This is a genomic window from Amycolatopsis sp. VS8301801F10 (genome assembly GCF_046195355.1).
In the GTDB taxonomy this organism is placed as follows: Bacteria; Actinomycetota; Actinomycetes; order Mycobacteriales; family Pseudonocardiaceae; genus Amycolatopsis.
The window spans coordinates 6,008,020-6,032,206 of the sequence record NZ_CP176065.1 but is presented as its reverse complement, the minus strand read 5'-3'; the positions used below and the strand labels follow the sequence as shown (position 1 = coordinate 6,032,206).

The following is a 24,187-nucleotide window of genomic DNA, read 5'->3' as shown; positions in this document are numbered from 1 at the left end:
ATGGGGACGGAACGGGCGTTCTTCGGTCAGCCCCGCGGCCTGGTGGGGCTGTTCTTCGCCGAGGCGTGGGAACGGTTCTCCTACTACGGCATGCGCGCGCTGCTGCTCTACTACATGACCGACCGGCTGTCCGACGGCGGACTCGGGCTCCGGCCGGAGAGCGCGAAACCGATGATCGCGGTCTACGGTTCGGCGATCTACCTGGCGGCGATCCTGGGCGGCTGGATCAGCGACCGGCTGCTCGGCGACCGCAAGACCACCCTCGTCGGCGGCGTCCTGATCATGTGCGGGCACATTTGTCTGGCCGTCCCGGCTGGCGCCGGCGCGCTGTTCGCTTCGATGGTCTTCATCGCCGCCGGGACGGGACTGCTGAAGCCGTCGATTTCTTCCTCGGTCGGCGACCTCTACGCGGCCGACGATCCGCGGCGCGACTCCGGGTTCAGCATCTACTACATGGGCATCAGCGTCGGCGCGGTGGCCGCCCCGCTGGTCGTCGGCACCGTCGGCCAGGATTACGACTACCACGCCGGGTTCGGGATCGCCGCGGTCGGCATGGCGGTCGGCCTCCTGGTCTACCTCCGGACGCAGCGGCGGCTCAGCCCGGCGAGCAGCCGGCCGAAAAACCCGTTGCGGCTGGCCGAGATCCCGCGGCCGCGGCTCGTCGCGGCGATCGCCGGAATCGCCCTGCTGGCCGTGCTGGGCGCGGCGGCCGCCAGCACCGGAGTTCTCGACGCCGACGTCGCCGTCAACCTCATCAGCGTGCTGGCGATCGCGCTTCCGGTCGGCTATTTCACGGTCATGCTGCGCAGTCCGCGCACCACCGCGGCCGAGCGCGCCCGGGTGCGCGCCTACGTTCCGATGTTCGTCGCGGCAGTCGCGTTCTGGTGCATCCAGGAGCAGGGCGCGACCGTGATCGCGCAATACGCGGGCGAAAGCACCGATCTCGACGCGTTCGGGTTCGCGATCCCGGCGTCGTGGTTCCAGTCGGTCGGCTCGCTGGTCCTGATCGTGCTCACCCCGCTGTTCGCGATGCTGTGGCTGCGGCTGGACCGTTCGCCCCGGTCGCCGTCGACGGCGCACAAATTCGCCGCGGGACTGGCGATCGCCGGTCTTTCGTACCTGCTGCTGGTGGTCCCGGCCGCGCATCCGGGACAGACGAATCCGTTGTGGCTGGCCGGAAGTCTCGCGGTGGTCACCGTCGGCGAAATGTGCCTCTCGCCGATCGGGCTGTCCGCGACGACGAGGCTCGCACCGGCGGCGTTCGCGACGCAGACGATGGGGTTGTGGCTGTCGTCGAACGCAGCCGGGCAAGGCATCGGCGCCCAGCTGGTGAAGTTCTACGACGCTCGTTCGGCGGCGGGCTACTTCGGCGCGCTCGGCGCGGGCGCGGTCGTACTGGCCCTGCTGCTGTTCGCACTGGCTCCGCTCATCCGGCGGCAAGCAACGAAAAGGGAGTCCACCATGGACCACGAGCAAGCGGCGGCGGGCCGGTGAAGCGCGTCGTTTTCCGGGGCGGAACCTTGTTCGACGCGGAGTCTCGCTGTGCGGACCCGGCGGACGTGGCGGTGGAGGACGGCCGGATCGTCGACGTCGGGACCGGCCTCGACGGCGACGAGGAGGTCGACTGCACCGGCCGGGGAGTGCTGCCCGGGCTGATCGACTGCCACGTGCACCTCACGATGACGAGTTCGGATCTGTTCGAGAGCGTGCAGCAGCCGTTTTCGCTCCAGTTCTACGAAGGCGCGCGGAACATGGCCCGGACGCTGGCCGCGGGCGTCACCACCGTCCGCGACGCCGCGGGCGCTGACCTCGGGATGCGCGTGGCGCAGGAACGCGGCCTGATCGCCGGGCCGCGCATGCGGATTTCGCTGAACATGCTGAGCCAGACCGGCGGGCACGGCGATCCGTGGTGGCCCTCGACCTGCGTGGTGGACCTGCTGCCGCCGCACCCGGGCCGCCCGCCCGTGGTGGTGGACGGCCCGGAGGAGATCCGCCGCAAGGTCCGGGAACTGGTCCGCGCCGGAGCCGACGTCATCAAGGCCGCGACCAGCGGGGGAGTCGTGTCCGGCGGCGCCGGGCCGAAGATCGCGCACTTCCGGGACGACGAGATCGCCATGATGGTGACCGAGGCCGCGGCGGCGGGACTGCACGTCATGGCCCACGCGCACGGCGACGGCGCGAAGGCCGCCGTCCGCAACGGGGTCCGCTCGATCGAACACGGCCACTTCCTGGACGACGAAACGCTCGAGATGATGGCCGAGCGGGGCACCTGGCTGGTCCCGACTCTCAGCGCCGGAGTCGGTCTCCGGCAGGCGGTCGAAGCCGGGGCCGGATATCCCGACCACATCGTGGAGAAGATCAAGGAACGCACCGAAAGCAGTGTCCGGCGCGCGGTCGAGGCAGGCGTCCCGATCGCGATGGGCACCGACGCGCCGCTGTACCCGCACGGGGAGAACCTGCTGGAACTGGAGCTTCTCGTCGAACAGGGCATGCGTCCGGCGGACGCGTTGCACGCCGCGACGCTGTCCGCGGCGAACCTGATGGGCCTCGGCTCGGAGCTGGGCTCGCTGACTCCCGGCAAGCGCGCCGATCTCGTTGTCGTGGACGGCGATCCTCTCGACGTGCGGGACCTGGGCAAGCGGATCCTCGCGGTGTACCAGGACGGGCGGCTGGCGCACGCGGCCGGCCGCGAGTGAACCGAGCCGATTGACACACCGGCTCGTCATTCATACATTATCTCCAACTTTGTATGATCGACGAGCGGAGCTGGTTCGGATGAAGCTCGGCAAGACCGCGGTCGTCCTCGGCGGAAGCGTCGCGGGCCTGTGCGCGGCCGGCGCGCTGTCCCCGTACTTCGAGCGGGTGCTCGTGCTGGAGCGGGACGTGCTTCCGGAGGGGGCCGAGCACCGGCGCGGCGTGCCGCAGAGCAAGCACCCGCACTTCCTGCTGAACTCGGGCCGCCGGGCGATCACCGCGCTCTTCCCGGGCTTCGAGGACGACCTCGTCGCGGCGGGCGGGCTGCACCTGATGCCGTCGATGGACGCCGCCTACCTGGACCGGGAGGGCTGGTCGGCACGCAAGCGCAGTGCGATGACGATGGTCTACAGCTCGCGCGTGCTCATCGAGCGCGTGCTGCGGGACAAGGTGCGCGAGCTGTCCAATGTGGACCTCCGAGAGCGGGTCGCGGTGCGCGGGCTGGCCACCGCGGGCGGCGCGGTCACCGGAGTCGAGATCGCCGCGCCCGGCGGCGAGGAGCGGCTGGACGCCGACTTCGTCGTGGACGCGATGGGCCGCGGTTCGTCCGTCGCGAACTGGCTGGTGGCGGCGGGCTGGCCGGAACCGGAGGTGCGGACCCTCGACGCCAAGGTCACCTACACGTCGCGCTGGTACGAACTGCCCCCGCCGGAGAGCCGCCCGGCGTCCTGGTGGTGGCGGCATCTGGTGCTGATGCCGACCCAGGACCGCGGCCGGCATCCCGCCGAGCACGAGTTCCTGGTGAACTTCTTCCCGATCGAGGGCGACCGGGTCATCGCGTGCATGGGCTCGTGGGGCCTGGAAATGCCGCGGACGGCCGACGCCTTCGTGGCCTCGGCCCGGCGGACGCGGACGCCGCTCTTCGCCGCGGCGATGGACCGGTGCACTCCGGCCTCGGAGGTGCACCTGACCCGGTCCACCGGCAACCGGTGGCGGCGCTACGACCGCTGGACGAACCCGCCGCGAGGCCTGGCGTTCGTCGGCGACTCGATCTGCGCGTTCAATCCGTTCTACGCCCAGGGCATCAGTTCCGCGTCGAGTTCCGCGCTGCTGCTGCGCGAGCAACTGGCCCGCGCGACCAGTCTCGACGCGGGTTTCAGCGCGCGATTCCTGCGGGCGCAACGCCGTCTGCTCGAAGTGCCGTGGACCCTGGCGATGGCCCGCGACCGGGGTTACGAGTGCGCGGAGGGCACCGAACGGCTGCCCAAGTGGCAACGCCGTCTCCTCGCCGCCGTTTCCGCGCCGGCGTTCAGCCTGATCGTCGGCGCCGCCCGGGAGGACGACGTCGTCGACGAGCATTTCGCCAAGGTGTTCAACCTCGACGAGTCGCTGAGCGAGATGATGCGCAATCCGCGCGTGCTCGGCGGGTTGGCGCGCTACTGCGTCCGCTCCGTGCTGGGCAGGCACCGGGTGCCGTTCGGCTTCGACCCGCAGGCCGAGCCGCCCGCCACGGACTATTCGCCGGCCGCGGTCGCGGGATGAGCGCCGCCTGCGGACCGGAGGCGGCGGAGGTCACCCGGCAGCTCGGCTTCGACTGCCACCAGGTCAGCCCGGTGGTCTCGGTCCGGGTGCCGTGGGACCTGGAGCACTGGACGATGCCGTTGCTGGAAGTGCTGATCGTCGGCGGCGCCGTTTTCGCGCTGTGGCACGCCGTGCGCCGCTACCGCGCGGGCGATCCGGTCAACCTGGCGCTGTGGTGGGCTTCGCTGGTCTATCTCGTCGTCACCGAACCGCCGCTGTATTTTCCCGAATGGTTCGGGCTCGACCGGCTGTACGGATTCATCTTCGCGCACAACCGGTTCACCGTGCAGTTCATGGGGGACCGGCTGCCGCTCTACATCGTGGCGTTCTACCCGGTGATCAGCCAGCTCGCCTACGAACTCGTGCGGTCGCTGGGGATCTTCCGCCGCCGCGGCCCGCTCGCCGGCTCGGTCGCGGTCGCGTTCGCCTGCCAGGTCTTCTACGAGGTGTTCGACCAGGTGGGCCCGCAGCTGAAGTGGTGGGCGTGGAATCCGGCCAACCGCATCGTCAACCAGCCCGCGCTGGCCGCGGTTCCGATGACCAGCATGCTGCTGTTCGCCTCGGTCTCGATGGCGGCCATGACCTACCTGGTGGTCCGTTTCACCGGCAACCCGCCGCGCCGCGGCTGGCCGCTGGTGCCCCGAGTCCTCGCCGCGGGCGTCCTCACCCCGTTCACCATGGCGGTCGCCGGGCTCCCGGCGAGCCTGTTAGACGGCAACCGCACCGGGCAGGCGTGGGTGCTGGGCACGGAACTGGCCCTCGTCTGGCTGGGCGGCGTGTGGATCGTCGTGGCACAGCTGCGCTCCGCCGCTCGCCTCGACGAGCCGCTTTCGTCCTTCGGCCGGTACTACCCCGCTCTCTACCTAGGCGGAATGGCGGTGTTCTGGATCGGCGCACTGCCCGCCTACCTCGCCGCACGGGACGGCGTCACCAGCGCCGGTTCCCCGATCGGAAGCGGCCCGTACGCGCTCGCGTGCTTCGCCGCCGCCGGTCTGCTGCTGGTCGCGCAACGAGCCGTCCGTCGCTGACCCGCGGTCCCCGTCTGCGACGATAGGCGCCATGGGGTACCACGGATGGCAGGGCGACCCGCCCGGCGCCGAGGACGAGGCACGCCGCCGGATCGTGAAGGCGGCGATCGCGTGCATCGACCGCGCCGGGCTGGCCAAGGCCAACCTCTCCCACGTCGCCGCGGAAGCGGGCGTGACCCGGCAGACCGTCTACCGCTATTTCCCCAGCCTGGCCGAAATCCTGCGCGCCGTCGCCCACGCGGGAGCCGAGGAGTTCGCCGAACGGATGCGGGCGCACCTGGCCACCTTCGACAGCCCGGTCGAGGTCGCCGTGGAATCCGTCGTCTTCGCCGTCCGCAGCCTGCCCGACGAGCCATATCTCGGACTTCTCCTGCAGGCCGGGGAAGCCGACTATTTCACCGCCGGAACCGCGACGCCGCCGTCCTTCTCCCTGGGCGCGCGAATCCTGCGCGACACCGAGGTGGACTGGTCCGCCGCCGGGGTGCGCACCGACGAGGAACTCCAGGAACTGGCCGAGATCTTGATGCGGCTGTTCATGTCGTTCCTGCAGTACCCGTCGACGCCCCCGGCGACAGACGACGAACTGCGGGGGATGGTGCGCCGCTGGATCGGCCCGGCACTGCGCGGGTGATCGCGTCGGCTGTCCACGATCGGCGCTGAGGATCCGGTTGCTGGGGTAGCTGCCGCTGCCCGCGCGTCGCACCGGGAGGACGCTCCTGAGCTCCAAAGTGGACGGTCAAGACCAGGCAACCGGAAGCTCATGCACCCCGTAAATGTTCATGTTCGTCCGCAACGGCACCTCCCCAGCCGGAACCGCCAGCCGCAGGCCGGGGAAGCGGCGCAGCAGTCCCTCGAATCCGACCCGCATTTCGATCCGGGCCAGTTGCTGTCCCAGGCACTGGTGGATCCCGTGCCCGAACGCGACCTGTCCGCGGACCTTGCGGTGCAGGTCGATCGTGTCCGGGTTCTCGAAATGCCGCGGATCGCGGTTCGCCGCCAGCAGCGACACGACCACCGTCGAACCGGCCGGAATCGTCTCCCCGCCGAGTTCCACGTCCTCGGTCGCGTAGCGGTAAAAGATGTCAGCCACCGACAGGTACCGCATCAGCTCCTCCACCGCGTTCGGGAACAGCGTCGGATCGGCGCGCAGTTCGGCCAGCTGCGCGGGGTTTTCCAGCAGTGCGAAGGCCCCCAGCGACAGCATGTTCGCGGTGGTCTCGTGTCCGGCCAGCAGCAGCAGGAACGCCATGCCGGTCAGTTCTTCGATGCTCAGGTCCTCGTCGCGGGCGAGGTCGGACAGGATGTCCTCGCCGGGCTCGGCGCGCTTGTCCGTGCACAGCTGGCCCAGGTAGCCCATCATCGCGCCGAACGCGGCCATCTTGTCTTCGAGGTTCACGTCCCGTTCCATGAACTTCGACGAGTTCGATTGGAAGGTCTCGCGGTCGGCGTAGGGGACGCCGAGCAGTTCGCAGATCACCAGCGATGGCACCGGCAGCGCGAACTCCCGCACGAGGTCCACCGGCTGCGGGAGCTTCGCGACCGCGTCCAGCTGCTGTTCGGTGATCGCGACGATGCCGTCCTCGAGCTGCTTCATCCGCTTGACGGTGAACGCGCCGGTGAGCTTGCGCCGCAACCGGGTGTGGTCGGGGGCGTCCATGCTGATGAACAGGCCGGGGATCTGCGGCGACGGCTCGGTGGCGACCGGCATTCCCGGCGTCTCGTACGGCACGTGGACCACGCCGAGGTCCTGGCGGCTGCTGAACCGGGCGTCGGACATGACCTGGCGCACCGCGTCGTATCCGGTGATCAGCCAGCCCTCGTGGCCGTCCGGGAAGCGCATCGGGCTGACCGGGCGGGTCTCGCGCAGGGCGGTGATCGCGGCGGGCGGGTCGAACGGGCCGGCGTCGCGGTCCATCGGCAGGCCGTCGACCGGGGAAAGCTGCTGGCTCATCGGAAATCCTTTCGTGGTGGCTTTGGTGTCACCACGATCGCCGGGAGGCCAGACACGAAGCCGTCACGGCGCTGACACGGGATCAGACCCGCGTCAGCGGCACCGTGACCAGCTCGGTCCACACCCCCGCCGCGCCTTCCCGAGCGGCCTGGTCGAACGCTTCGTCGCCGAGGTGGCGGCGCGCTTCCTGCTCGATTCGCACTACATCCGGGTTGGACAGGTCTTTCCGGCCGAGCACCCGCGTGCTCGCCGCGAGCAGCCGTGCGGCGTGGTCGTATTGCGCGCGCCGCAGCGCCAGGTCGGCGACCCCGACGACCGCCCGCGCGATTTCCGGCGCGCGTCCGGTTTCCTCTGCGGCACGGCAGGCGGCGGCACGGTGTTCGCGCGCCTCGTCGAGGTCGGCGGCGAACCAGGCGTGCAGGTCGTGGGCCACGGCTCGCAGATGCGGTTGCTTCGCTTCCTCGCCCAGCAGGCTCATCGCGTGGCCGAACTGGTCGAAGGCCTCCTGCGCGTTTCCGTTCCACCGGGCCAGTTCCGCGCGCACCAAGGCGAGCGAGGCCAGCGTCCCGGGCCAGGTGACGCCTTCCGCGAGCCGTTCCGCTTCGGCGACCGCGGCGGCGCAGGCGTCATGGTCTCCCGCGAGCCAATGCAGCCGGGCTTGCCGCATGCGCAGCTGGGCGACGTCGTCCAGCGCGTCCAGTTCCGCGACGACCGAGACCGCCTGCTCGAAGTGTTCGTTGGCCTCGGCGAACTCGCCGCGCATGGCGAGGCAGCCGGCGAGTTCGGTCTGCGCGAACGAGATGCCGAACCGTTCCCCGAGCACCCGGAACTCGACCAAGGCTTCGTCGAACCAGGATTCGCAGTCCTGGCCGAGCATCATCCGCAGCTTCCCGAGATGCAGCCGGGACAGCGCGCGCACCCACGGGTCCTCGTCGTCCAGCAGCGACTCCCAGGCCGGCTGCAGCGCGTCCGGGTCGCCGAGCATCATCTCCAGCGGCACCACCAGCCGCAGCGCCGCGTGCCGGTGCCGGCCGTGCTCGCCGAGTTCGTACGCCTGGTGGATCCACTTCGCGGCTTCGGGCATGTCGCCGGGGCCGGAGGTGACGAACATCGAGGTCAGGGCGTACACGATGGCCCTGATGTCGTCGGGGACCTCGCCGGGGGTGGCGATCGCGGCGGCGATCAGCTCCATGCCCTCGGCCTTGCGGCCCACCAGCCACCAGTACCAGCCGCAGGCCGCCGCGAGCCGCATCGCGGCGTGCGCGTCTCCGGCCGCGAGCGCGCCGCGCATCGCCGAGACGAGATTGTCGTGCTCTGCGTTGAGGACGGCGAGCCACTCCAGTTGCTCGCCGCGGCGCAGGCGGGGTTCGGCGTTTTCGGCCAGTTCGGTGAAGTACGCGAGATGTGCCTGCCGGGCCAGCTCGGTCTCCCCGGCTTCGGCGAGCCGGGCGGCGCCGTACTCCTTGATCGTGCCGAGCATCCGGTAGCGCGGCGCGCCTTCGCCGAACGCGACGAGCAGGGACTTGTCGCTCAGCGCGGCGAGCAGGTCGAGCACTTCGTACTCGTCGACCAGCTCTCCCGCGCAGACCCGTTCCGCCGCCTCCAGGCTCGCGCCGCCGGCGAACACCGAGAGCCTGCTCAGCACGAGCCGTTCGCCGTCGCTGAGCAGTTCCCAGCTCCAGTCGACCATCGCGCGCAGCGTCCGGTGCCGGGGCAGCGCGGTGCGGCTGCCGCCGGTCAGCAGCCGGAACCGGTCGTCGAGGCGGTCCGCGAGCTGCTCGGCGGACATCGTGCGGAGCCGGACCGCGGCCAGTTCGATCGCGAGCGGCATCCCGTCCAGCGCGGTGCAGATCCGAGACAGCGTCCGGTCGTCGGCGAGGTCCTGCCGGCCTGCCGTCGCCCGATCCCGCAGCAGCTGGACGGCCTCAGCCCGGGGGAGCGGCTCGACCGGCCACAACGCCTCTCCAGTGATCCCCAGCGGTTCGCGGCTCGTCGCGAGAATCCGCAATCCGCGGCACTCGCCGAGCAGCCGGTGCGCGAGGGCGGCCGCGGACTCGATGACGTGCTCGCAGTTGTCCAGCACCAGCAAGGTTTCGCGGTCGCGGACCGCGGAGACCAGCCGCTCCACCGGGTCGGAGGGCGACGCTTCGCCGAGCAGCGCGTCGCGCAGGCCGAGCCCGGACAGCGTGGCCTGCGCGACGTCGTCGCCGCTCCCGACGGCGGCCAGCTCCACCAGCCACGCGCCGTGGTGCAGGCCGTCGACCAGCGTGCGGGCGGTTTCCGTGGCGAGCCTGGTCTTTCCGGAGCCGCCGGGTCCGGTCAGGGTGGTGAGCCGATGGCGGGACACCAGGTCGCGGACTGCGGCGACATCGGCTTCTCTGCCGACGTAGCTGGTGAACTCGGCGCGCAGGTTGGTCTTGCGGTTCTCTTCGCGCCGTCCGACCTCGCCGCGCAGCAACGCGACGTGCAACGCGGACAGTTCGGGCGACGGGTCGGCACCCAACTCGTCGGCCAGTGTTTCCCTGATGCGCTGAAACGCTTGCAGCGCCTCGGTATTGCGGCCCGCGGCGGCGAGCGCTCGCATCAGCGCGCCCACGAGCCTTTCCCGCACCGGATGCGCGGCGACGAGGTCGGTCAGCTCCGAGACGAGGTCCGCGCCGCGCCCGAGGTCGAGCTCCGCTTCGAACCGGTCTTCCAACGCCGCCAACCGCAAGGCTTCCAGCCGCGTGGCCGCCGCTTCGAACGCCTCGCTGTCCTGCAAGCCGACGTCCTGCATCGCCGGACCGCGCCACAGCTCCAGCGCTTCGCGCAGCCGCCCAGGCCCGCGGTCTTCCCGGGCCTGGGCGACGAGCCGTTCGAAGCGCACCGCGTCGACCGCGTCCGCGTCGACCGCCAGCCGGTACCCGTCGGTCACCCCTTCGACCACCGCGCCCGGCAATGCCTTGCGCAGCCGGGAAACCAGGCGTTGCAAGGCATTCGCGGCGTCGGCCGGCGGATGCTCGCCCCAGATCCAGTCGATCAGCGCCGCCCTCGGGACGACCTGGCCCGGCCGGAGCGCGAGGGCGACGAGAAGTCCGCGCAACCGCGCGCCCGGAACGTCGGCCACGTCGCCGTCGCGGACCTCGAACGGACCCAGGATCTTGATCTGCACCCGCCCGATCCTGCCATCCGATCGGGTGGTCAGGCAGCGGAATAGAGGACGATGTCGTCGTGCCGCGTACGAGCGTGGACCTTGAGCGTGCCGCGGGGACGATCCGGCGTGCCGAGTGTGCTGCGCACGGTGCCCTTCGTGCTCTTCGCGTCCACGTCGGCGGCGATGTCCGCGCTGACGCCGACCTCGATCCCACCGGCCGCGTTCGACAGCTCCACCTGGCCGCCCGTGACCCGCCCGATCCGGATTGGACAGTGCGCGGCCTTGGCGACGACGCTGCCGTCGGCGGTGCCGATGTCGAAGCTGCCGTTCGACCCGCCGAGGTCGACGTCGGACCGGGCGTGGCCGATCCAGACCTCGCCGCCGGTGCCCTGGTAGCGGACGTCGCCGTCGGCTTCGCCGATCCGCAGGCCAGCCGTGCTGCCCTCGATGACCGCGTCGCCCGCGACGTGCCCGACCGCGAGCCCGCCCGCGCCGAGGTTGCCGCGCAGCGCCGCGACCCGGTCGAGCTGCACCTGGCCGGAGCCGATGTTGACCTCGCAGTCGCCGAGGCGGCCGTCCGCCCGCACCTCGGTCCACGCGGTGTTGAGAACGAGCTTGGACCCGGCGGGCAGCTCGATCGCGATCTCGACGGAGCCGGTCTGGCGGCCGGACTTGGTCGTCTTGACAGCCAGCACGCCGTCGGCGAACTCGACCTTGGTCTTCTCGGCGACCTTCACGTCGACGGAGTTGGCCGCGTCGACGGGCTGCACTCGCACGACGGTCTCGGTGCGCTCGCCCGCGCTGATCCGGACGCGGGCGCCGGCGGTGGTGAGGGCGGCGGTGATGGGGTTCGGGGTGGGGAAAGCGGACATTTTCGGTCTCCTCGGCTGGCTCAGTGGTTCGTGGGGACCACATTCGCCTGCTCGACGGACACGCGGCTGTCACGGCTCAGACGCGGGGGAGACGCGCGTGTCAGCACCTGTGTCGGACGCCAAACCGCGCATACCCCCGGTCGCTCGCGGGTAGTGCTTGAAGACGCTGTTGTGGAAGCTGGTGCGAAGGGAACGGTGAACGTGAACGTCAACAAGCTGATGTACCGGCCGATGGGCATGGTGTTCGGCGTGCTCGGCGGTCTGGCCGCCAACGCGGCGTTCGAACGAGTGTGGAAGCTGATCTCCGGCACCAAGAAGGCGCCCACCCCGACGCAGAAAGACCGGGGCTGGGGCGAGGTGCTCTTGGCGGCGTCGATCCAGGGGGCGATCTTCGGCCTGGTCAAGGCGGCTGTCGACCGCGGCGGCGCGACCGGCTACGACAAGCTCACCGGCCAGTGGCCCGGGGACACCGCCAAGCACGGCAAGGGCTGAGATCCGCCGGACGCGGCAGGTGTGCCGGGGGCGCGCAACGGATACCCGGAGAGTGCGCCGTGCGAGGAAGAGGGCCAGATGGACGAGGTGGACGAGGTTCGCCGGGCGGCGGTGCCGTTGCACGAGCCGGGAGAGCTGGAGCCGCTGCTGGACCGGATCGGCGGCGCTCGTTATGTGCTGCTCGGCGAAGCGTCGCACGGCACCTCGGAGTTCTACCGGTGGCGCGCGGAAATCACCCGGCGGCTGATCGCCGAACAGGGCTTCTCCTTCGTCGCGGTGGAGGGCGATTGGCCGGATTGCCACCGGCTGCACTGCTGTGTCTCGGGCGCGCCGGGCGTCCCGAAGGATCCCGCGCAGGTGCTGTGGGAGTTCGACCGGTGGCCGCGGTGGATGTGGGCCAACGAGGAAGTCGTCGAGTTCGCGCGCTGGCTGCGGGAATTCAACACGGCCCGCTCCGCCGGGCACCCGCCGGTCGGGTTCCACGGCCTCGACGTCTACAGCCTCTGGGACTCCTTGCGCGCGGTGCTCGACTACCTGCGGGAACATCGCCCGGAACAGGTAAACCGCGCGCTGGCCGCGTGGCGCTGTTTCGAGCCGTACGCGCAGCAGCCGCAGCAGTACGCGCGCGCCAGCGCGATCGTGCCGGACGGCTGCCAGGACGAGGTCGTGGCACTGCTGGCCGAGCTGCGCCACGCGAGGGACGGCTCGTCGCCGCTCGGTCTCGACGCGGGCTTCGTCGCCCGGCAGAACGCCGAGGTGGTGGCCGGAGCGGAGCGCTACTACCGCGAACTGGTGCGCGGCGACCGGCGATCGTGGAACGTCCGAGACCGGCACCTCGCCGACACCCTCGACCGGCTCGTGCGCGCATACGGCCCCCACGCCAAAGCCGTGGTGTGGGCGCACAACACCCACATCGGGGACGCGCGAGCCACGGACATGGCCGCGGCCGGAATGCTCAACCTCGGCCAGCTGGTGCGCGAACGGCACGCCCGAGAAGGCGTCGTGGCGGTCGGATTCGGCACCCACCGAGGTTCGGTGCTCGCCGGCGAACGCTGGGGCGCGTCCCCGCGGCGGGTACCGGTCCCTCCGGCGCGGGAGAACAGCCTCGAAGGGCTGCTGCACGAGGCCATTCCCGCCGACGACACGCTTTTCCTGTTCCCGGACGAGCCTTCCGGCTGGGCCGACCAGCTTCGCGGCCACCGCGCGATCGGCGTGGTCTACCGCCCGGACTCCGACCGCAACCACTACGTGCCCACTGTCGCGGCCCGCCGCTACGACGCCTTCGTGCACTGCGATTCCAGCAGCGCGCTGACCCCCTTGCACCCGCTGGAGGACGAGCTGGTCCCGATGGCGGAGGCCGAGACGTATCCGAGCGGGCTGTAGGAGAGTCCCGGAACTGCGCCTGGGAACTGTTTCGCCGCACGGATTCTGCTCGTCGGACCGCTTTGCGCGAGGGCCGAACGGGCCAACCACAGCTCGTTGGCCGAGTACTGCCCCTACCTGCGCGAAGTCCCTCACTCGCTCGTTCAGCCGGACCGGGCATCGCGAGACCGATCGCCGGACGCCCGTCGCTTTCAGGCCGAGAATGCTCGGTCAACTTGCTTCTTCGACTGGCGCGGTGGTCGGCGCGCCCTGTTCGTGCCCGGCCCGTCCGGCGGTGCGGCGGCGGCGTTTCATGCTTTCTTCCGCCAGGTGCCGACGGCCGTGGGTGAGTGCCGCGCGCATGTCGCGCTCGAGCGTGGTGAAGACCCGGTAATAGCCGTCGTCGTACTCCTCGAGGACCTGGAAGGTCCAGCGGTCCGGAAGCACGTTGAGGCCGATGAGCTCGGTGCTGATCCGGTCGGCCCACGCGGGATGGCCTGCCTCGCGCAGCAGCCGGACGGCGTCGTCGAGGGCGAGGTCGGCGCTGCCGGTCAGCTGGTGGAACGCGTACAGGTGCCCGCGGGCGCGTTCGACGGTTTCCAGCGCTTCGCTGACCTTGCCGGCCGCGGCCACGGTGGCCGGGTCGGGCTGAGCGGAATCAGGCATCGCGGGCTCCTTCCGGGACGTCGTTGCACAACCGTTGCATGCCGGGAAGGGGATGTCGACACGACGGCGGCCGGTACCCCGGAAATCGTTCGTTAAACTCGCCGTTCGCCGGACCCGGACGCGGGCCCGGCGGCGGGGAACGGATGGTGGCGGATGGACGCGCGCACGGCGGAGACGACCGCCGGGGCCTGGCCGCCCGGCAAGGTTGCCGAGCTGCTCGGGGTCTCTCCGGTCACCCTCCGCAGCTGGAGCGCGCGCTACGGGATCGGCCCGGAGACCCGCGGCCGGCAGCGCCGGTATACCGATCTCGACGTCCGCCGGCTGCAGCACATGCGCCGCTTGATCGAGAGCGGCATCCGGCCCCGGGAAGCCGCCGCGACGGCGTTCGCGGAGGCCGTCCGGCGGGCCGGCGTCCCCGCGGACGAGCGCGTCGACGACCTGGCCGGCGCGGCGGAGTCCCTGCGGCCGGACGCGCTCGCGGCGCTGCTCGACGACACGATCGCCGATCTCGGCGCCAGCGGGGCCTGGACCGGGGTCTTCCAGCCGCTGCTGCGCCGGTTCGGGGACCGCTGGCAGGCCGGGGACAGCTGCTTCGGCGTCGAATGGCTGCTGGCCGTCGAGATCGCGCAGGCCTTCGAACGGTTCTCCCGCAGCCGCCCGCCGTCCGGCGGGCGACCGGTCCTGCTCGCGTGCTGCCCGGCCGAACGGCACTCGCTTCCGGTCGACGCACTGCGCGCGGCCCTGCTGGAAAACGGCGTTCCGGCGCTCTCCTGCGGCCCGGCGGCTCCCGCCGAGGCCACCGTCGATCTCGCCGCGAAACTGGCCCCGCCGCTCGTCGTGCTCTGGGCCCGGTCGGCGCCCGCGGCCGACGACCTGCTCGCCGCCCGGCTGCGGCAGGCAGGCACGCCGGTCGTTTTCGCCGGACCCGGCTGGGCGCCGCTGGCCCACCGGATCGACCCGTGGGTCGGCGATCTCCCCTCCGCTGTCGCGGCCATCGGCGAGCGCGTGCGCTGATCCCGTTGCAAGACCGTTGCGCTCGGCGCACGATGGGAAGCGACGGCGCTCCCGGCCGACCGAGCTCCCGGAGGAGCGAACGGATGCAGACGTTCTTGCCCTATCCCGATTTCGCCGCCACCGCCCGCGTTCTCGACCGTCGCCGCCTCGGCAAACAACGAGTGGAAGCGCTCCAGGTCGTGCGAGCCCTCACCCGGCCCGGGTACGGCTGGCAACACCACCCGGCCGTCGCGATGTGGCGCGGATATGCCGAAGCAGTCGCTCGGTACGGAATCGACATCTGCCACGCCTGGCGCGAACGAGGCGGCGCGGACACCTGCGCCGCCACCATCGCCGCCGACCTCGCCGCCGCCGGAATCCCCGAAGCCCGCTGCCAAGCCGAACTCGCCCGGACCGGCGAACTCCCGCCCTGGCTGGGCGAACCGGACGTGCACCGCAGCCATCAAGCCGCCCTTGTCCGCAAGGACCCCGCGCACTACCGGCGTTGGTTTCCGGACGTGTCGCCGGATCTGCCTTACGTCTGGCCTGCTTCCGACCGCGCGGGGTGAGCAAGGTGCGGGGCGTCGGGACCCGGCGAGCTTGCCGAGCCTTCGCGTGCTTCCAGAAGCTCCGCGCGACCGCGAGTCCCATGGGAACGGCCGAAGGTCCGGCACACTGCTCCCCGTGACAGTTTTGCCCGCCTCGCTCGAGGTCTGGCCCGATTACGGGAAGGCGTCATGGTCGCGGGCGTAGCGCTCGGCGGTGAACGAGAACGGCGCGTCCCAGCTCCAGGCGTCGGTTCCGGTCACCCGCACCTTCTGTTCGAGCAGGTGCGGCCGACTCCGCACCCGGAGCTAAGGAATCGATCACGGGGCTGCACGTCGCAGGTGCCGCGACCTCGGCGACGATGCGGTCAAAATCAGCCGACGAGGATCCGCTCCACTCCCTCGCGATAGGCGGTGGTCCGGAAATCGGGGAAGCGGGCCGCGAACTTCGAGCTGTCGAAGATGTTGTCGTCGCGGTAGCGGACGAGCAGCTCGTACATCTCGTCGAGCGGCTTGACGAAGCGGCGCCCGAGGCGGAAGGCGAGCATCGGCAGCACCGTGTAACCGATCTTGCGGCCGGTCGCCTCCGCGGCGAGCTCGACGAGCTGGGCGTAGGACAGCCGGTTCGGGTCGACCGGCAGATGCCACGTCTGGCCGTAAGCATCCGGGGTGTTGCCGAGCAGGGCCAGCGCCCGGCTCGCGTCGGGGGTCCAGATCAGGGAGCGCTTGGCGTGCGCGTTGACCGGGACCAACGGCCGCTTGCCCGCCCTGATCCGGTCGAACACCAGCGTATTCGTGTAGCTCTTGGTCCGGCCGGGCCCGTAGAACTCGGGAGCGCGGCCGATGAGGCCCTCGACCCGGCCCGCCTGGATCGCCTCGAGTAGCATCGTGGCGAGCTCGCCGCGGACCTGCCCCTTGCGACCGCCCGGTGCGAATGCGGTCGACTCGGTCTGGGGTACTGGCGTTCCGGGGTACATGTAGGTGTTGTCGAAGAAGACGAGCTTCGTCCCGTGTTCGGCGCAGGCGTCGATGACGTTGCGCATGATGACGGGGAACTGCCGCTCCCACAGCTGCGAGTCCAAGGGCAGACCTACGGTGAGGTAGGCGATCTCGCTGCCCACGACCGCATGGCTGGCGGCCTCGGCATCGGTGAGGTCCGCGGCCACCAGCTCGTCGGTGTCGTTGACCGGCGACGGCTTGCGGCTGACGAGGCGGATGTCCTTGGTGTGGTTGCGGTAGAGCTCGTGCACTAGCTCGTCGGCGATCGGTCCGCCGGCACCGAGAACGGTCTGCATTCGGGTCTCCTTGAAGTGATGGGGGCGTGTGGACGGCCGCTCAGTCGCGAGCAGCGTCGCGCCACCGGATGACGATGCGGTCGACCACCGAGGCCGGGGGCCGAGAAACTGGCCACCCGGGCGACTCTGCCCGCGCCGCGGAGACTGCCTGTGCGATGTCGTCGATCTCGTCGCGGTAGGCCCAGTCCTCGCGTCGGCTCGAACCTCCGCCGCCACAGCGCCCGGGCTTGCCACCCGCGCCGCTCGAACTCGGCGACCAGCGGCTGGCAGTAGCCGGAGCCGATCGCCATCGCCGGCGAGATCAGGACGATCGGCGGGCTGGCGCCACCCTTGTCAGCGTCCGCCACGGGTCGCCGTCGTCGAGGTGAGCACGGTGAAGCTGATGCCGGCGTCCTGGAGCCGGCGCAGCAGGTTCTCGCCCATCGCGGTCGCGGTGGTGACCTGGCCGGCGGTGGGCGGGTTGTCGTCGAAGGCGAGGCACAGCGCCGATTCGGCCAGCATCTTCGCCGTCTCGGTGTAGCCGGGGTCTCCACCGCTGACCTGGGTGTGGACGGTCTCGCCGCCGCCCTCGCCGACGAAGTCGACGGTGAACCAGGCGCGCTCGCGTCGCTCCGCCGACGGGCCCTCGCCTTGCGGGATGCGTCGGCCGATGGCGCGGCGCAGGGGAGGGATCTGCACTGCGGCCAGGATGGCGGGGAAGCCGGCGAGCGCGCTGGCGACGGTCGCGACGCGCCGGGCCCCGATGTAGTGGGAGTAGGCGAAGTCGGGCCCGTAATCCGGGCGAGCGAGCGCGGACCGCCGGACGACGTCGGGGTCGATCGTGGGCAACGGGATCAGCCAGGTCCCGAGCACGCGGTCGCGATGGGGGTGGCCGATGCGGGCGCGAACCCGGCGTCCCCGCGGTCGCGGCTCGAGCCGACGGCGTTCGGACGCGGCCCGCAGCATGGCACGCGGTCGCGACAACTGGCCGAGACCGGAGTGCAGCGTGCCGCCGGAGATGGCGGCGTTCGTGCGGACCACTCCCCGGAGGGTCACCGGCACGCCGGACGGCAGTTGCTGGACCGTGAAGAGCGCGCCGAGATCGTGCGGGATCGAGTCGAAGCCGCAGGCATGGACGAGGCGGGCGCCGGTCCGCTCGGCCGTCGCGTGGTGCTCGACGTACATCCGGTCGACGAACTCGGGCTCGCCGGTGAGGTCGACGTAGTCCGTGCCGGCCGCGGCACAGGCGGCCACGAGCGGTTCGCCGTGCTCCAGGTACGGGCCCACCGTGGTGATCACGACCCGGGCGGACTCGGCGACGCGGGACAGGGACTGAGGATCCGAGGAGTCGGCGTGGAGGAGCGCGATGTCCTCCAGCTGCTGGTCGCTCCGGAGGAGACGGCCGCGGACGGCCTCCAGCTTGGCCCGGTTGCGTCCGGCGAGGGCCAGCCTCGCCCCGGAAGGGAGACGGGCGGCGAGGTGCTCGGCGGTCAGTCCGCCGGTGAAGCCGGTGGCTCCGAAGAGCACGACGTCGAAGGGGCGCGGGTTCGGGCGTGGGTCCATCGGATCTCGGCTCCTCCGGAAGTGCGCTATGTTTACAGTGCTAACCGCAGCGTAGAAGGGTGAAGTAAGCGATGTCAACTTCGGAGAAGGGCGGCTACCATCACGGCGACCTTCGGGCGGCGCTGCTGTCGGCCGCGATGGAGATGCTCGAGGCTGGCGAGCCCTTCTCGCTCCGCGCCGTCGCGCGCAGGGCCGGCGTGTCGCCCACGGCGCCGTACCGCCATTTCAAGGACCGCGACGCGCTGGAGTCCGCATTGGCCGCCGAGGGTTTCCGGGACCTGCTGTCGGACCTGGGCGACGGGGGCCGCCCGCCTGCCTCGCTTTCGGACCTGGCCGAATTCGCGGTCGCCTACGTCGCCTTCGCACTGCGGCGCCCGGCTCTCTTCCGCGTGATGTTCGGCAAGCCGTGCGACGACGCGGACGACGAGCGGGTCAAAGCCGCCGACGCCCTGCACGAGCTGCTGGCCGCGGCCCTCGACCGGGTCTTCCCCGAGGCGGACGCGTCGGCTCTGGCGTCGGGCGGCTGGGGGCTCGCGCACGGGCTGGCCTGCCTGTACCTCGACGGCAAACTGCAGGCAGCATCGGACGAGGAGGTCGCCGAGCGGGTGCGCGGCGCCTTCCTCGCGATCGCGTCGGTCAGCCCCTGACGCGTGGCCCGCGGCACCCGTTGTTGACAGTGCTCACATGCCGTGCAACCCTCGGTGTTAACGCTGCTTACATCGGAGGAGAGCGCTCATGGCATCGACCGGCAAGCTGACCGACCGGATCGTGGAGGTCGACCTCGGAGGCCGTCTGGTCACCGTCCCCGAAGGCGGCCTCTACGACCGGTTCCGGATGGACACCGACCTCGACGAGGTCGCGCGGGACCCGCGGGTCAGCAGCGTCGACTTCTTCCGCCGGATGCCGAAAACCCGCGTGGACTCGCGCATCGGACCGACGCTGACGCCGAACTTCTACTACCGCATCTCCACGGCCCGGCTCACGATGCTCGCGCCGGCGAAAGCCATCCGGGCCCGCCTGCCCCAGGAGCTGGACCCGCTCGAGATCGCCCCGGGGCTCGGGATCGTCTCGGCGATGGCCTTCCGGTACGACGTGTGCGACATCGACTTCTACACCGAGGCCGCCGTCGGCATCGCCGTCAAGCCGGCCCGGCACGGCGGCGGGCTCGGCTTCCTCGACCTGGTCGCCGGGCTCAAGAACGACTCCCTGCACTCCTACGTGCTCTCGCTTCCGGTCAGCACCGAGATCGCGCAGGTGCGCGGCCACGACGGCTACGGCTTCCCCAAGTGGGTCACCCGGCTCGACGTCGACATCGACCCCCAGCGCACTTCCTTCCGGGTCGCCAACGACCAGGGCGGCCTCGACCTCGCCCTCTCGGCGCCCACCCCGAAGCAGACCGCCCGGCGGACCGGCGAGCACGTCTCGACCCTGACCTCCTACACCACGATCGACGGCGCTTGGCACTCCACGACCAGCCAGATCAACCTGCTGTCCTCGGGAGCCGCGCGGTTCCCCCGCGGCCTTGACCTGCGGCTCGGCGAGGGCCGGATAAGCGAGGACCTCCGCTCGCTGAAGCCGATCCGGACGATCCGGCTCGACGTCGCCACCGAAGGACAGCTGGCACTGCACCTGCCAGTGCCCACCTCCGTCCAGGACCGGAGCTGAGGAGTACGAGACGACCACCACGATCGGCAGCCGCGTCGACTGGTGATCGGCCGCGGCAGCGCCATCGGAAACAAGCTCCTGTCCGGCGCGGATTACCTGATGTTCACCGGCACCACCGCCAGCGGGCGCCAGATCGCGCGGGGGAGCGGCTCTACGTCGCCGACAAGATCCACGACGCGTTCGTCGAACGCACCCGGGCCATGCGCCTGGGCGCTGCGGGCACCGGGCGTCCGATGACCACAAAGCCGCGACGGTTCGCCGTCCGCCCCCGGATGAAGGAAGATCAGCCATGACCAAACGCGTCCTCCACGTCGTCACGAACGTCGGACACTACGACGATCCGTCCCACGCCACTGGGCTGTGGCTGTCCGAGCTCACGCACGCCTGGCACGTGTTCGACGAGGCGGGCTTCACCCAGACCCTGGTCAGCCCGGCAGGCGGGGCCGCGCCGCTCGAGCCGCGGTCGCTGAAGTTCCCGAGCTACGACAAGACCGCCAAGGCCTGGCGCGCCGACCCCGCGAAGATGGATCTCCTCGCGACCACGAAGAGTCCCGAAGAGATCGACTCCGCAGACTTCGACGCCGTCTACTTCACCGGCGGCCACGCCGTGATGTACGACTTCCCCGACTCCCAGGGCCTGCAGCGCATCACCCGCGAGATCTACGAGCGCGGCGGCATCGTCTCCTCGGTCTGCCACGGCTACTGCGGCCTGCTCAACACCCGGCTCTCCGACGGCTCCTACCTCATCGCGGGCAAGCACCTGACCGGCTTCGCCTGGCGGGAAGAGGTGCTCGCCCGCGTCGACAAGCTGGTGCCCTACAACGCCGAGGAACGCGCGAAAGAGCGCGGCGCGCTCTACGAGAAGGCCAAGCTGCCGTTCGTCTCCTACACCGTGACCGACGGCAACCTCGTCACCGGCCAGAACCCGGGCTCGGCCAAGGCCACGGCGCGAAAGGTCGTCGAGGCCCTCGCCGGCAACACGTCGCAGGCCCACCCCTGAGACGCGTTCGTTCCGCGGAACGCCGTCGGCAACTCGTCGTCGAGGGACATCTGGCCGACAGGTCGCGCACCGGCCGACGCCTGGCCATCACCGAGGCCGTGCAGGCTGGTGCGGACGCAGCTCAAAACCGACGGCGACGCCGCACCGCTTTGAGGGCGGTTCCCCCGCGGCAGGGCGCGGATCCCGCGACGGTCAGCCGCTTGCGGGATCCGTCGCCCTGCTGCGGGCAAGCGCTCGAAATCCTGTGTTCGAGTCAGCGGGGCTGTTCGGCCCACCATTTCTGCCCGGCCTCGGGCAGAGTCTGGATCGGGTCGTAATACGGGTATTTCCGCTGCAACGCCTCCGGGTCCTCGTGCTCGATCCCGGTCCGGTAATTCTTGGTCCAGTACGAAATCCCCAGATCCCGGTCGTACTCGGCCAGCTGGTGCACCCACCGCTTCCCGACATACGGCACGTCGCACACGATCCGCGGCGTCGCGTACCCCGGCAAATACCCCATGATCGAGTGCTGCAATTCCTGCGCTTCCCAAACGGCCACCCGCCAGTGTTCCGCATTGGGAATCATGTCGCACATGTAAAAGTAATACGGCAGAATATTGGCCTCGCCCTGCAACGCGAAGCAAAGGTCCAGAAGCTCGGCCGGAGTCGCATTGACCCCGCGCATCAGCACGCCCTGATTCCGCACATCCCGCACCCCCACCTGCAATGCCGTCCGGGCCGCTTCCGCGACCAACGGCGTCACCGACTGCGCGTGGTTCACGTGCGTGTGAATCGCCAGGTTCACCCCGCGCGCCTGGGCTGTCAGCGCGACCCGCTGCAAGCCCTCGGTGACCTTCGGCTGCAGCCAGTGCTGCGGGAGCGCCGCGAGGGCCTTCGTGGCCAGCCGGATGTCGCGCACGGTCTCGATGTCCATCAGGCGCATCAGGAACGACTCCAGCTGCGGCCACGGCACGTTCGCCACGTCGCCGCCCGACACGACCACGTCGCGGACTCCGGGGGTGCGCTTCAGGTAGTCGATCATCGCGTCCTGGCGGTCGACCGGCTTGAGCGCGAGCTTGTGCTTCTCGACCTGTTCGGTCGAGTTGCCGACGAGGTCCATCCGGGTGCAGTGCCCGCAGTACTGCGGGCAGGTCGAGATCATCTCGGCCAGCACCTTGGTCGGGTAGCGGTGGGTGAGCCCCTCGACCACCCACATCTCGGCCTCGTGCAGCGAGTCGCGTTCCGCGTGCGGGTGGCTCGGCCACACCGCGTGCCGGTCGCTGCGGACCGGGAGCATGTAGCGGCGGATCGGGTCGGCGTAGAACGCCTCGGTGACCTTCGCCGGGTCGGTGCCCGCGTGCGGGGCCATCGTGTTGATCATCTGCGGCGGCAGCAGCATCGACATCGTGGCCATCTCCCGCTGGTCGGCGAGCAGGTCCTCGTAGAACCGCTCCTCCAGCAGGTCGCCCATCAGGGCGCGCAGCTGTTTGACGTTGCGCACGCAGTGCACCCGCTGCCACTGGGCGTCCCGCCACTCTGCCTCGGTCACGTCGTGCCAGCCGGGGAAGCGGCGCCAGTCGGGTTCCACCAACTCGGCGCGGACGTACTCGTACGGCTGGTCGAAGGCGGCGGCAGTCGGCACAGGTTCCTGGATCGCAGTCATCTGTACTCCTAGTCGTCGGGAACGCGTGAAAATATCCTGCCATAACGTTAGTCGACCGTAAATCTTTCTGCAGGATGACCCGGTCTGTCCTGCTTGGAAGACCAGGCGGGAGACTCGGGGAGTGAACGACAGCACCACGCTCCTGCTCGGCGGCCGCGTCTACACCCCGTCCTCGCCGGACGCCACCGCGATGGCGGTCTCCGGCGGCACCGTGGTGTGGGTCGGCCAGGACGCTCCGGCCCGCGCGCTGCATCCGGACGCCGAGGTCGTCGACCTGGACGGGGCGTTCGTCGCGCCGGCGTTCGTGGACGCGCACGTGCACGCCACCTCCACCGGGCTGCACCTGACCGGCCTCGACCTGACCGCCGTCCGCGGCTCCGCCGAACTGCTCGCCGCGGTGCGCGGGGCCGTCGTTCCCGGGCAGGTGCTGCTCGCGCACGGCTGGGACGAGTCGTCCTGGACCGAGCAGCGGCTGCCCAGCCGCGCCGAACTGGACGACGCCGCGGGCGACACTCCCGTCTACCTGAGCCGCGTCGACGTCCACTCCGCACTGGTCTCGAGCGCGCTCGTCAAACTCGCCCCCGGCGTCGAGTCCGCCGCCGGATGGTCCGCCGACGGCCCGCTCACCCGCGCGGCGCACCACCTGGTCCGCGGCGCGGCCCGGGACGCGGTCACCCGGGCGCAGCGCCAGGCGGCCCAGCGCGCGTTCCTCGAGACGGCCGCCGCGCGCGGGATCGTGTCGGTGCACGAATGCGCGGGCCCGGACATCTCCGGCGAGGAAGACTTCGCCGACCTCCTGGCGCTGGCCGATCCGGCGCTGCCCGAGGTCGTCGGCTACTGGGGCCAGCTGAACGGCCTCGACACCGCCCGCCGCCTCGGCGCGCACGGCGTGGCCGGAGACCTTTTCGTGGACGGGGCCCTCGGCTCGCGCACTGCGGCCCTCACCGCGCCGTACTCCGACGACCCCGGCACCTCCGGCTCCCTGTACGCCGACGCCGCCGTGATCGCCGACCACCTCGTCGCCTGCACCGAAGCCGGGCTGCAGGCGGGCTTCCACGTCATCGGCGACGCCGCGGCCGGCGAAGTGGTCGAAGGGTTCCGGCTCGCCGAGAAGCAGGTCGGCCAGCGTGCCCTCGCCGCGCGGCACCACCGGCTGGAGCACCTGGAGATGGTCACCGCGGACCAGGCGCGCGCCCTCGCCGGATGGGGCGTCGTCGCGTCCGTGCAGCCGCTGTTCGACGAAGCCTGGGGCGGCGACTCCGGCATGTACTCCGAACGGCTCGGCGCCCGCGCGGCAGCGCTGAACCCGTTCGCGCAGCTGGCTGCCGAAGGAGTCGTGCTCGCGTTCGGCAGCGATGCTCCCGTCACCGCCGTCGCCCCGTGGGCCGCCGTACGCGCGGCCGTGCATCACCACACGCCCGAAGCCCGCCTCTCCGCGCGCGCCGCGTTCACCGCGCACACGCGCGCCGGACACCGCGCGGCGGGCGTCAACGACGGCGTCACCGGCAGCCTCGTCCCGGGCGCGCCCGCGCACTACGCGATCTGGGACGCGGCCGACCTCGTCGTCGCCACCGCGGACAGCCGCGTGCAGCGCTGGTCCACCGACCCGCGGTCGGGCGTGCCGCCGCTGCCCAGGCTGGAGCCGGGCACGCCGCTGCCGCGCTGCCTGCGCACGGTCCGCGGCGGCACGGTCATCTACGACGAGTTCACACCGGCCGCTTAGAGT

The 24,187-nt window shown here is 71.0% G+C and carries 21 protein-coding genes; 13 read left to right on the top strand and 8 right to left on the bottom strand.

The window, feature by feature from the left end; genetic code table 11:
• The 5 genes from F9C11_RS28480 to F9C11_RS28460 all read left to right on the top strand — a co-directional run bounded on the left by F9C11_RS28480 (position 1) and on the right by F9C11_RS28460 (position 5,934).
• Complete coding sequence (locus F9C11_RS28480; protein WP_409180433.1) at positions 1-1,494, top strand: peptide MFS transporter; 1,494 nt, start codon at positions 1-3, stop codon at positions 1,492-1,494.
• Positions 1,491-2,696, top strand: a complete 1,206-nt coding sequence (locus F9C11_RS28475; protein ID WP_409180432.1) for an amidohydrolase family protein — start codon at positions 1,491-1,493, stop codon at positions 2,694-2,696. The genes F9C11_RS28480 and F9C11_RS28475 overlap by 4 nt, the downstream gene beginning before the upstream one ends.
• A 79-nt stretch (positions 2,697-2,775) precedes the next feature.
• On the top strand, positions 2,776-4,236 hold the full coding sequence (locus tag F9C11_RS28470; RefSeq protein WP_409180431.1) for an FAD-dependent oxidoreductase: 1,461 nt from the start codon (positions 2,776-2,778) through the stop codon (positions 4,234-4,236).
• Positions 4,233-5,303 carry a hypothetical protein gene (locus tag F9C11_RS28465; protein WP_409180430.1) on the top strand — a complete coding sequence of 357 codons (1,071 nt, stop codon included), beginning with the start codon at positions 4,233-4,235 and terminating at the stop codon, positions 5,301-5,303. The genes F9C11_RS28470 and F9C11_RS28465 overlap by 4 nt, the downstream gene beginning before the upstream one ends.
• 31 nt (positions 5,304-5,334) lie before the next feature.
• Complete coding sequence (locus tag F9C11_RS28460) at positions 5,335-5,934, top strand: TetR/AcrR family transcriptional regulator (protein WP_409180429.1); 600 nt, start codon at positions 5,335-5,337, stop codon at positions 5,932-5,934.
• A 105-nt stretch (positions 5,935-6,039) separates the two neighbouring features.
• On the opposite strand, the gene F9C11_RS28455 is transcribed toward F9C11_RS28460, so the two are convergent.
• The 3 genes from F9C11_RS28455 to F9C11_RS28445 all read right to left on the bottom strand — a co-directional run bounded on the left by F9C11_RS28455 (position 6,040) and on the right by F9C11_RS28445 (position 11,259).
• A complete protein-coding gene (locus F9C11_RS28455; RefSeq protein ID WP_409180428.1) occupies positions 6,040-7,254 on the bottom strand; it encodes a cytochrome P450 in 1,215 nt (404 codons plus the stop codon).
• An 82-nt stretch (positions 7,255-7,336) separates the two neighbouring features.
• On the bottom strand, positions 7,337-10,405 hold the full coding sequence (locus tag F9C11_RS28450; RefSeq protein ID WP_409180427.1) for a BTAD domain-containing putative transcriptional regulator: 3,069 nt from the start codon (positions 10,403-10,405) through the stop codon (positions 7,337-7,339).
• Between the two features lie 29 nt (positions 10,406-10,434).
• The gene (locus tag F9C11_RS28445) at positions 10,435-11,259 is read right to left on the bottom strand and encodes a hypothetical protein (protein ID WP_409180426.1); all 825 of its coding nucleotides are present in this window, start codon (positions 11,257-11,259) and stop codon (positions 10,435-10,437) included.
• Between the two features lie 201 nt (positions 11,260-11,460).
• Here F9C11_RS28445 and F9C11_RS28440 point away from each other — a divergent pair, with 201 nt between their 5' ends.
• Together F9C11_RS28440 and F9C11_RS28435 are read left to right on the top strand one after the other, a co-directional pair.
• Complete coding sequence (locus F9C11_RS28440; protein ID WP_409180425.1) at positions 11,461-11,751, top strand: DUF4235 domain-containing protein; 291 nt, start codon at positions 11,461-11,463, stop codon at positions 11,749-11,751.
• 78 nt (positions 11,752-11,829) lie between these two features.
• Positions 11,830-13,134, top strand: coding sequence for an erythromycin esterase family protein (locus tag F9C11_RS28435; RefSeq protein WP_409180424.1), 1,305 nt, complete (start codon positions 11,830-11,832; stop codon positions 13,132-13,134).
• A 210-nt stretch (positions 13,135-13,344) separates the two neighbouring features.
• On the opposite strand, the gene F9C11_RS28430 is transcribed toward F9C11_RS28435, so the two are convergent.
• Positions 13,345-13,779, bottom strand: coding sequence for a hypothetical protein (locus F9C11_RS28430; RefSeq protein ID WP_409180423.1), 435 nt, complete (start codon positions 13,777-13,779; stop codon positions 13,345-13,347).
• Positions 13,780-13,932: 153 nt separating this feature from the next.
• Between F9C11_RS28430 and F9C11_RS28425 the strand changes: the two genes are divergently transcribed.
• Together F9C11_RS28425 and F9C11_RS28420 are read left to right on the top strand one after the other, a co-directional pair.
• Positions 13,933-14,793 (top strand): MerR family transcriptional regulator, encoded by an 861-nt coding sequence (locus F9C11_RS28425; protein WP_409180422.1) that lies wholly within the window; start codon positions 13,933-13,935, stop codon positions 14,791-14,793.
• An 83-nt stretch (positions 14,794-14,876) separates the two neighbouring features.
• Positions 14,877-15,341 (top strand): MSMEG_6728 family protein, encoded by a 465-nt coding sequence (locus F9C11_RS28420; protein ID WP_409180421.1) that lies wholly within the window; start codon positions 14,877-14,879, stop codon positions 15,339-15,341.
• A gap of 153 nt (positions 15,342-15,494) precedes the next feature.
• On the opposite strand, the gene F9C11_RS28415 is transcribed toward F9C11_RS28420, so the two are convergent.
• The 3 genes from F9C11_RS28415 to F9C11_RS28405 form a co-directional block, all read right to left on the bottom strand.
• Positions 15,495-15,620: a hypothetical protein gene (locus F9C11_RS28415; protein WP_409180420.1), complete on the bottom strand. Its 126-nt coding sequence runs from the start codon at positions 15,618-15,620 to the stop codon at positions 15,495-15,497.
• Positions 15,621-15,691: 71 nt separating this feature from the next.
• Positions 15,692-16,612, bottom strand: coding sequence for an NAD-dependent epimerase/dehydratase family protein (locus F9C11_RS28410; RefSeq protein WP_409180419.1), 921 nt, complete (start codon positions 16,610-16,612; stop codon positions 15,692-15,694).
• A 333-nt stretch (positions 16,613-16,945) separates the two neighbouring features.
• A complete protein-coding gene (locus F9C11_RS28405) occupies positions 16,946-18,154 on the bottom strand; it encodes a saccharopine dehydrogenase family protein (RefSeq protein ID WP_409180418.1) in 1,209 nt (402 codons plus the stop codon).
• A 71-nt stretch (positions 18,155-18,225) separates the two neighbouring features.
• Between F9C11_RS28405 and F9C11_RS28400 the strand changes: the two genes are divergently transcribed.
• The 3 genes from F9C11_RS28400 to F9C11_RS28390 all read left to right on the top strand — a co-directional run bounded on the left by F9C11_RS28400 (position 18,226) and on the right by F9C11_RS28390 (position 20,819).
• A complete protein-coding gene (locus tag F9C11_RS28400; protein WP_409180417.1) occupies positions 18,226-18,801 on the top strand; it encodes a TetR/AcrR family transcriptional regulator in 576 nt (191 codons plus the stop codon).
• Between the two features lie 88 nt (positions 18,802-18,889).
• Entirely contained in the window at positions 18,890-19,819 is a 930-nt protein-coding gene (locus F9C11_RS28395; RefSeq protein WP_409180416.1) for an acetoacetate decarboxylase family protein, read from the top strand.
• Between the two features lie 289 nt (positions 19,820-20,108).
• The gene (locus F9C11_RS28390; RefSeq protein WP_409180415.1) at positions 20,109-20,819 is read left to right on the top strand and encodes a type 1 glutamine amidotransferase domain-containing protein; all 711 of its coding nucleotides are present in this window, start codon (positions 20,109-20,111) and stop codon (positions 20,817-20,819) included.
• A 253-nt stretch (positions 20,820-21,072) separates the two neighbouring features.
• On the opposite strand, the gene F9C11_RS28385 is transcribed toward F9C11_RS28390, so the two are convergent.
• On the bottom strand, positions 21,073-22,461 hold the full coding sequence (locus F9C11_RS28385) for a KamA family radical SAM protein (protein WP_409180414.1): 1,389 nt from the start codon (positions 22,459-22,461) through the stop codon (positions 21,073-21,075).
• Positions 22,462-22,582: 121 nt separating this feature from the next.
• Here F9C11_RS28385 and F9C11_RS28380 point away from each other — a divergent pair, with 121 nt between their 5' ends.
• Positions 22,583-24,184 (top strand): amidohydrolase, encoded by a 1,602-nt coding sequence (locus tag F9C11_RS28380; RefSeq protein WP_409180413.1) that lies wholly within the window; start codon positions 22,583-22,585, stop codon positions 24,182-24,184.
• The last annotated feature ends 3 nt before the right edge of the window (positions 24,185-24,187 follow it).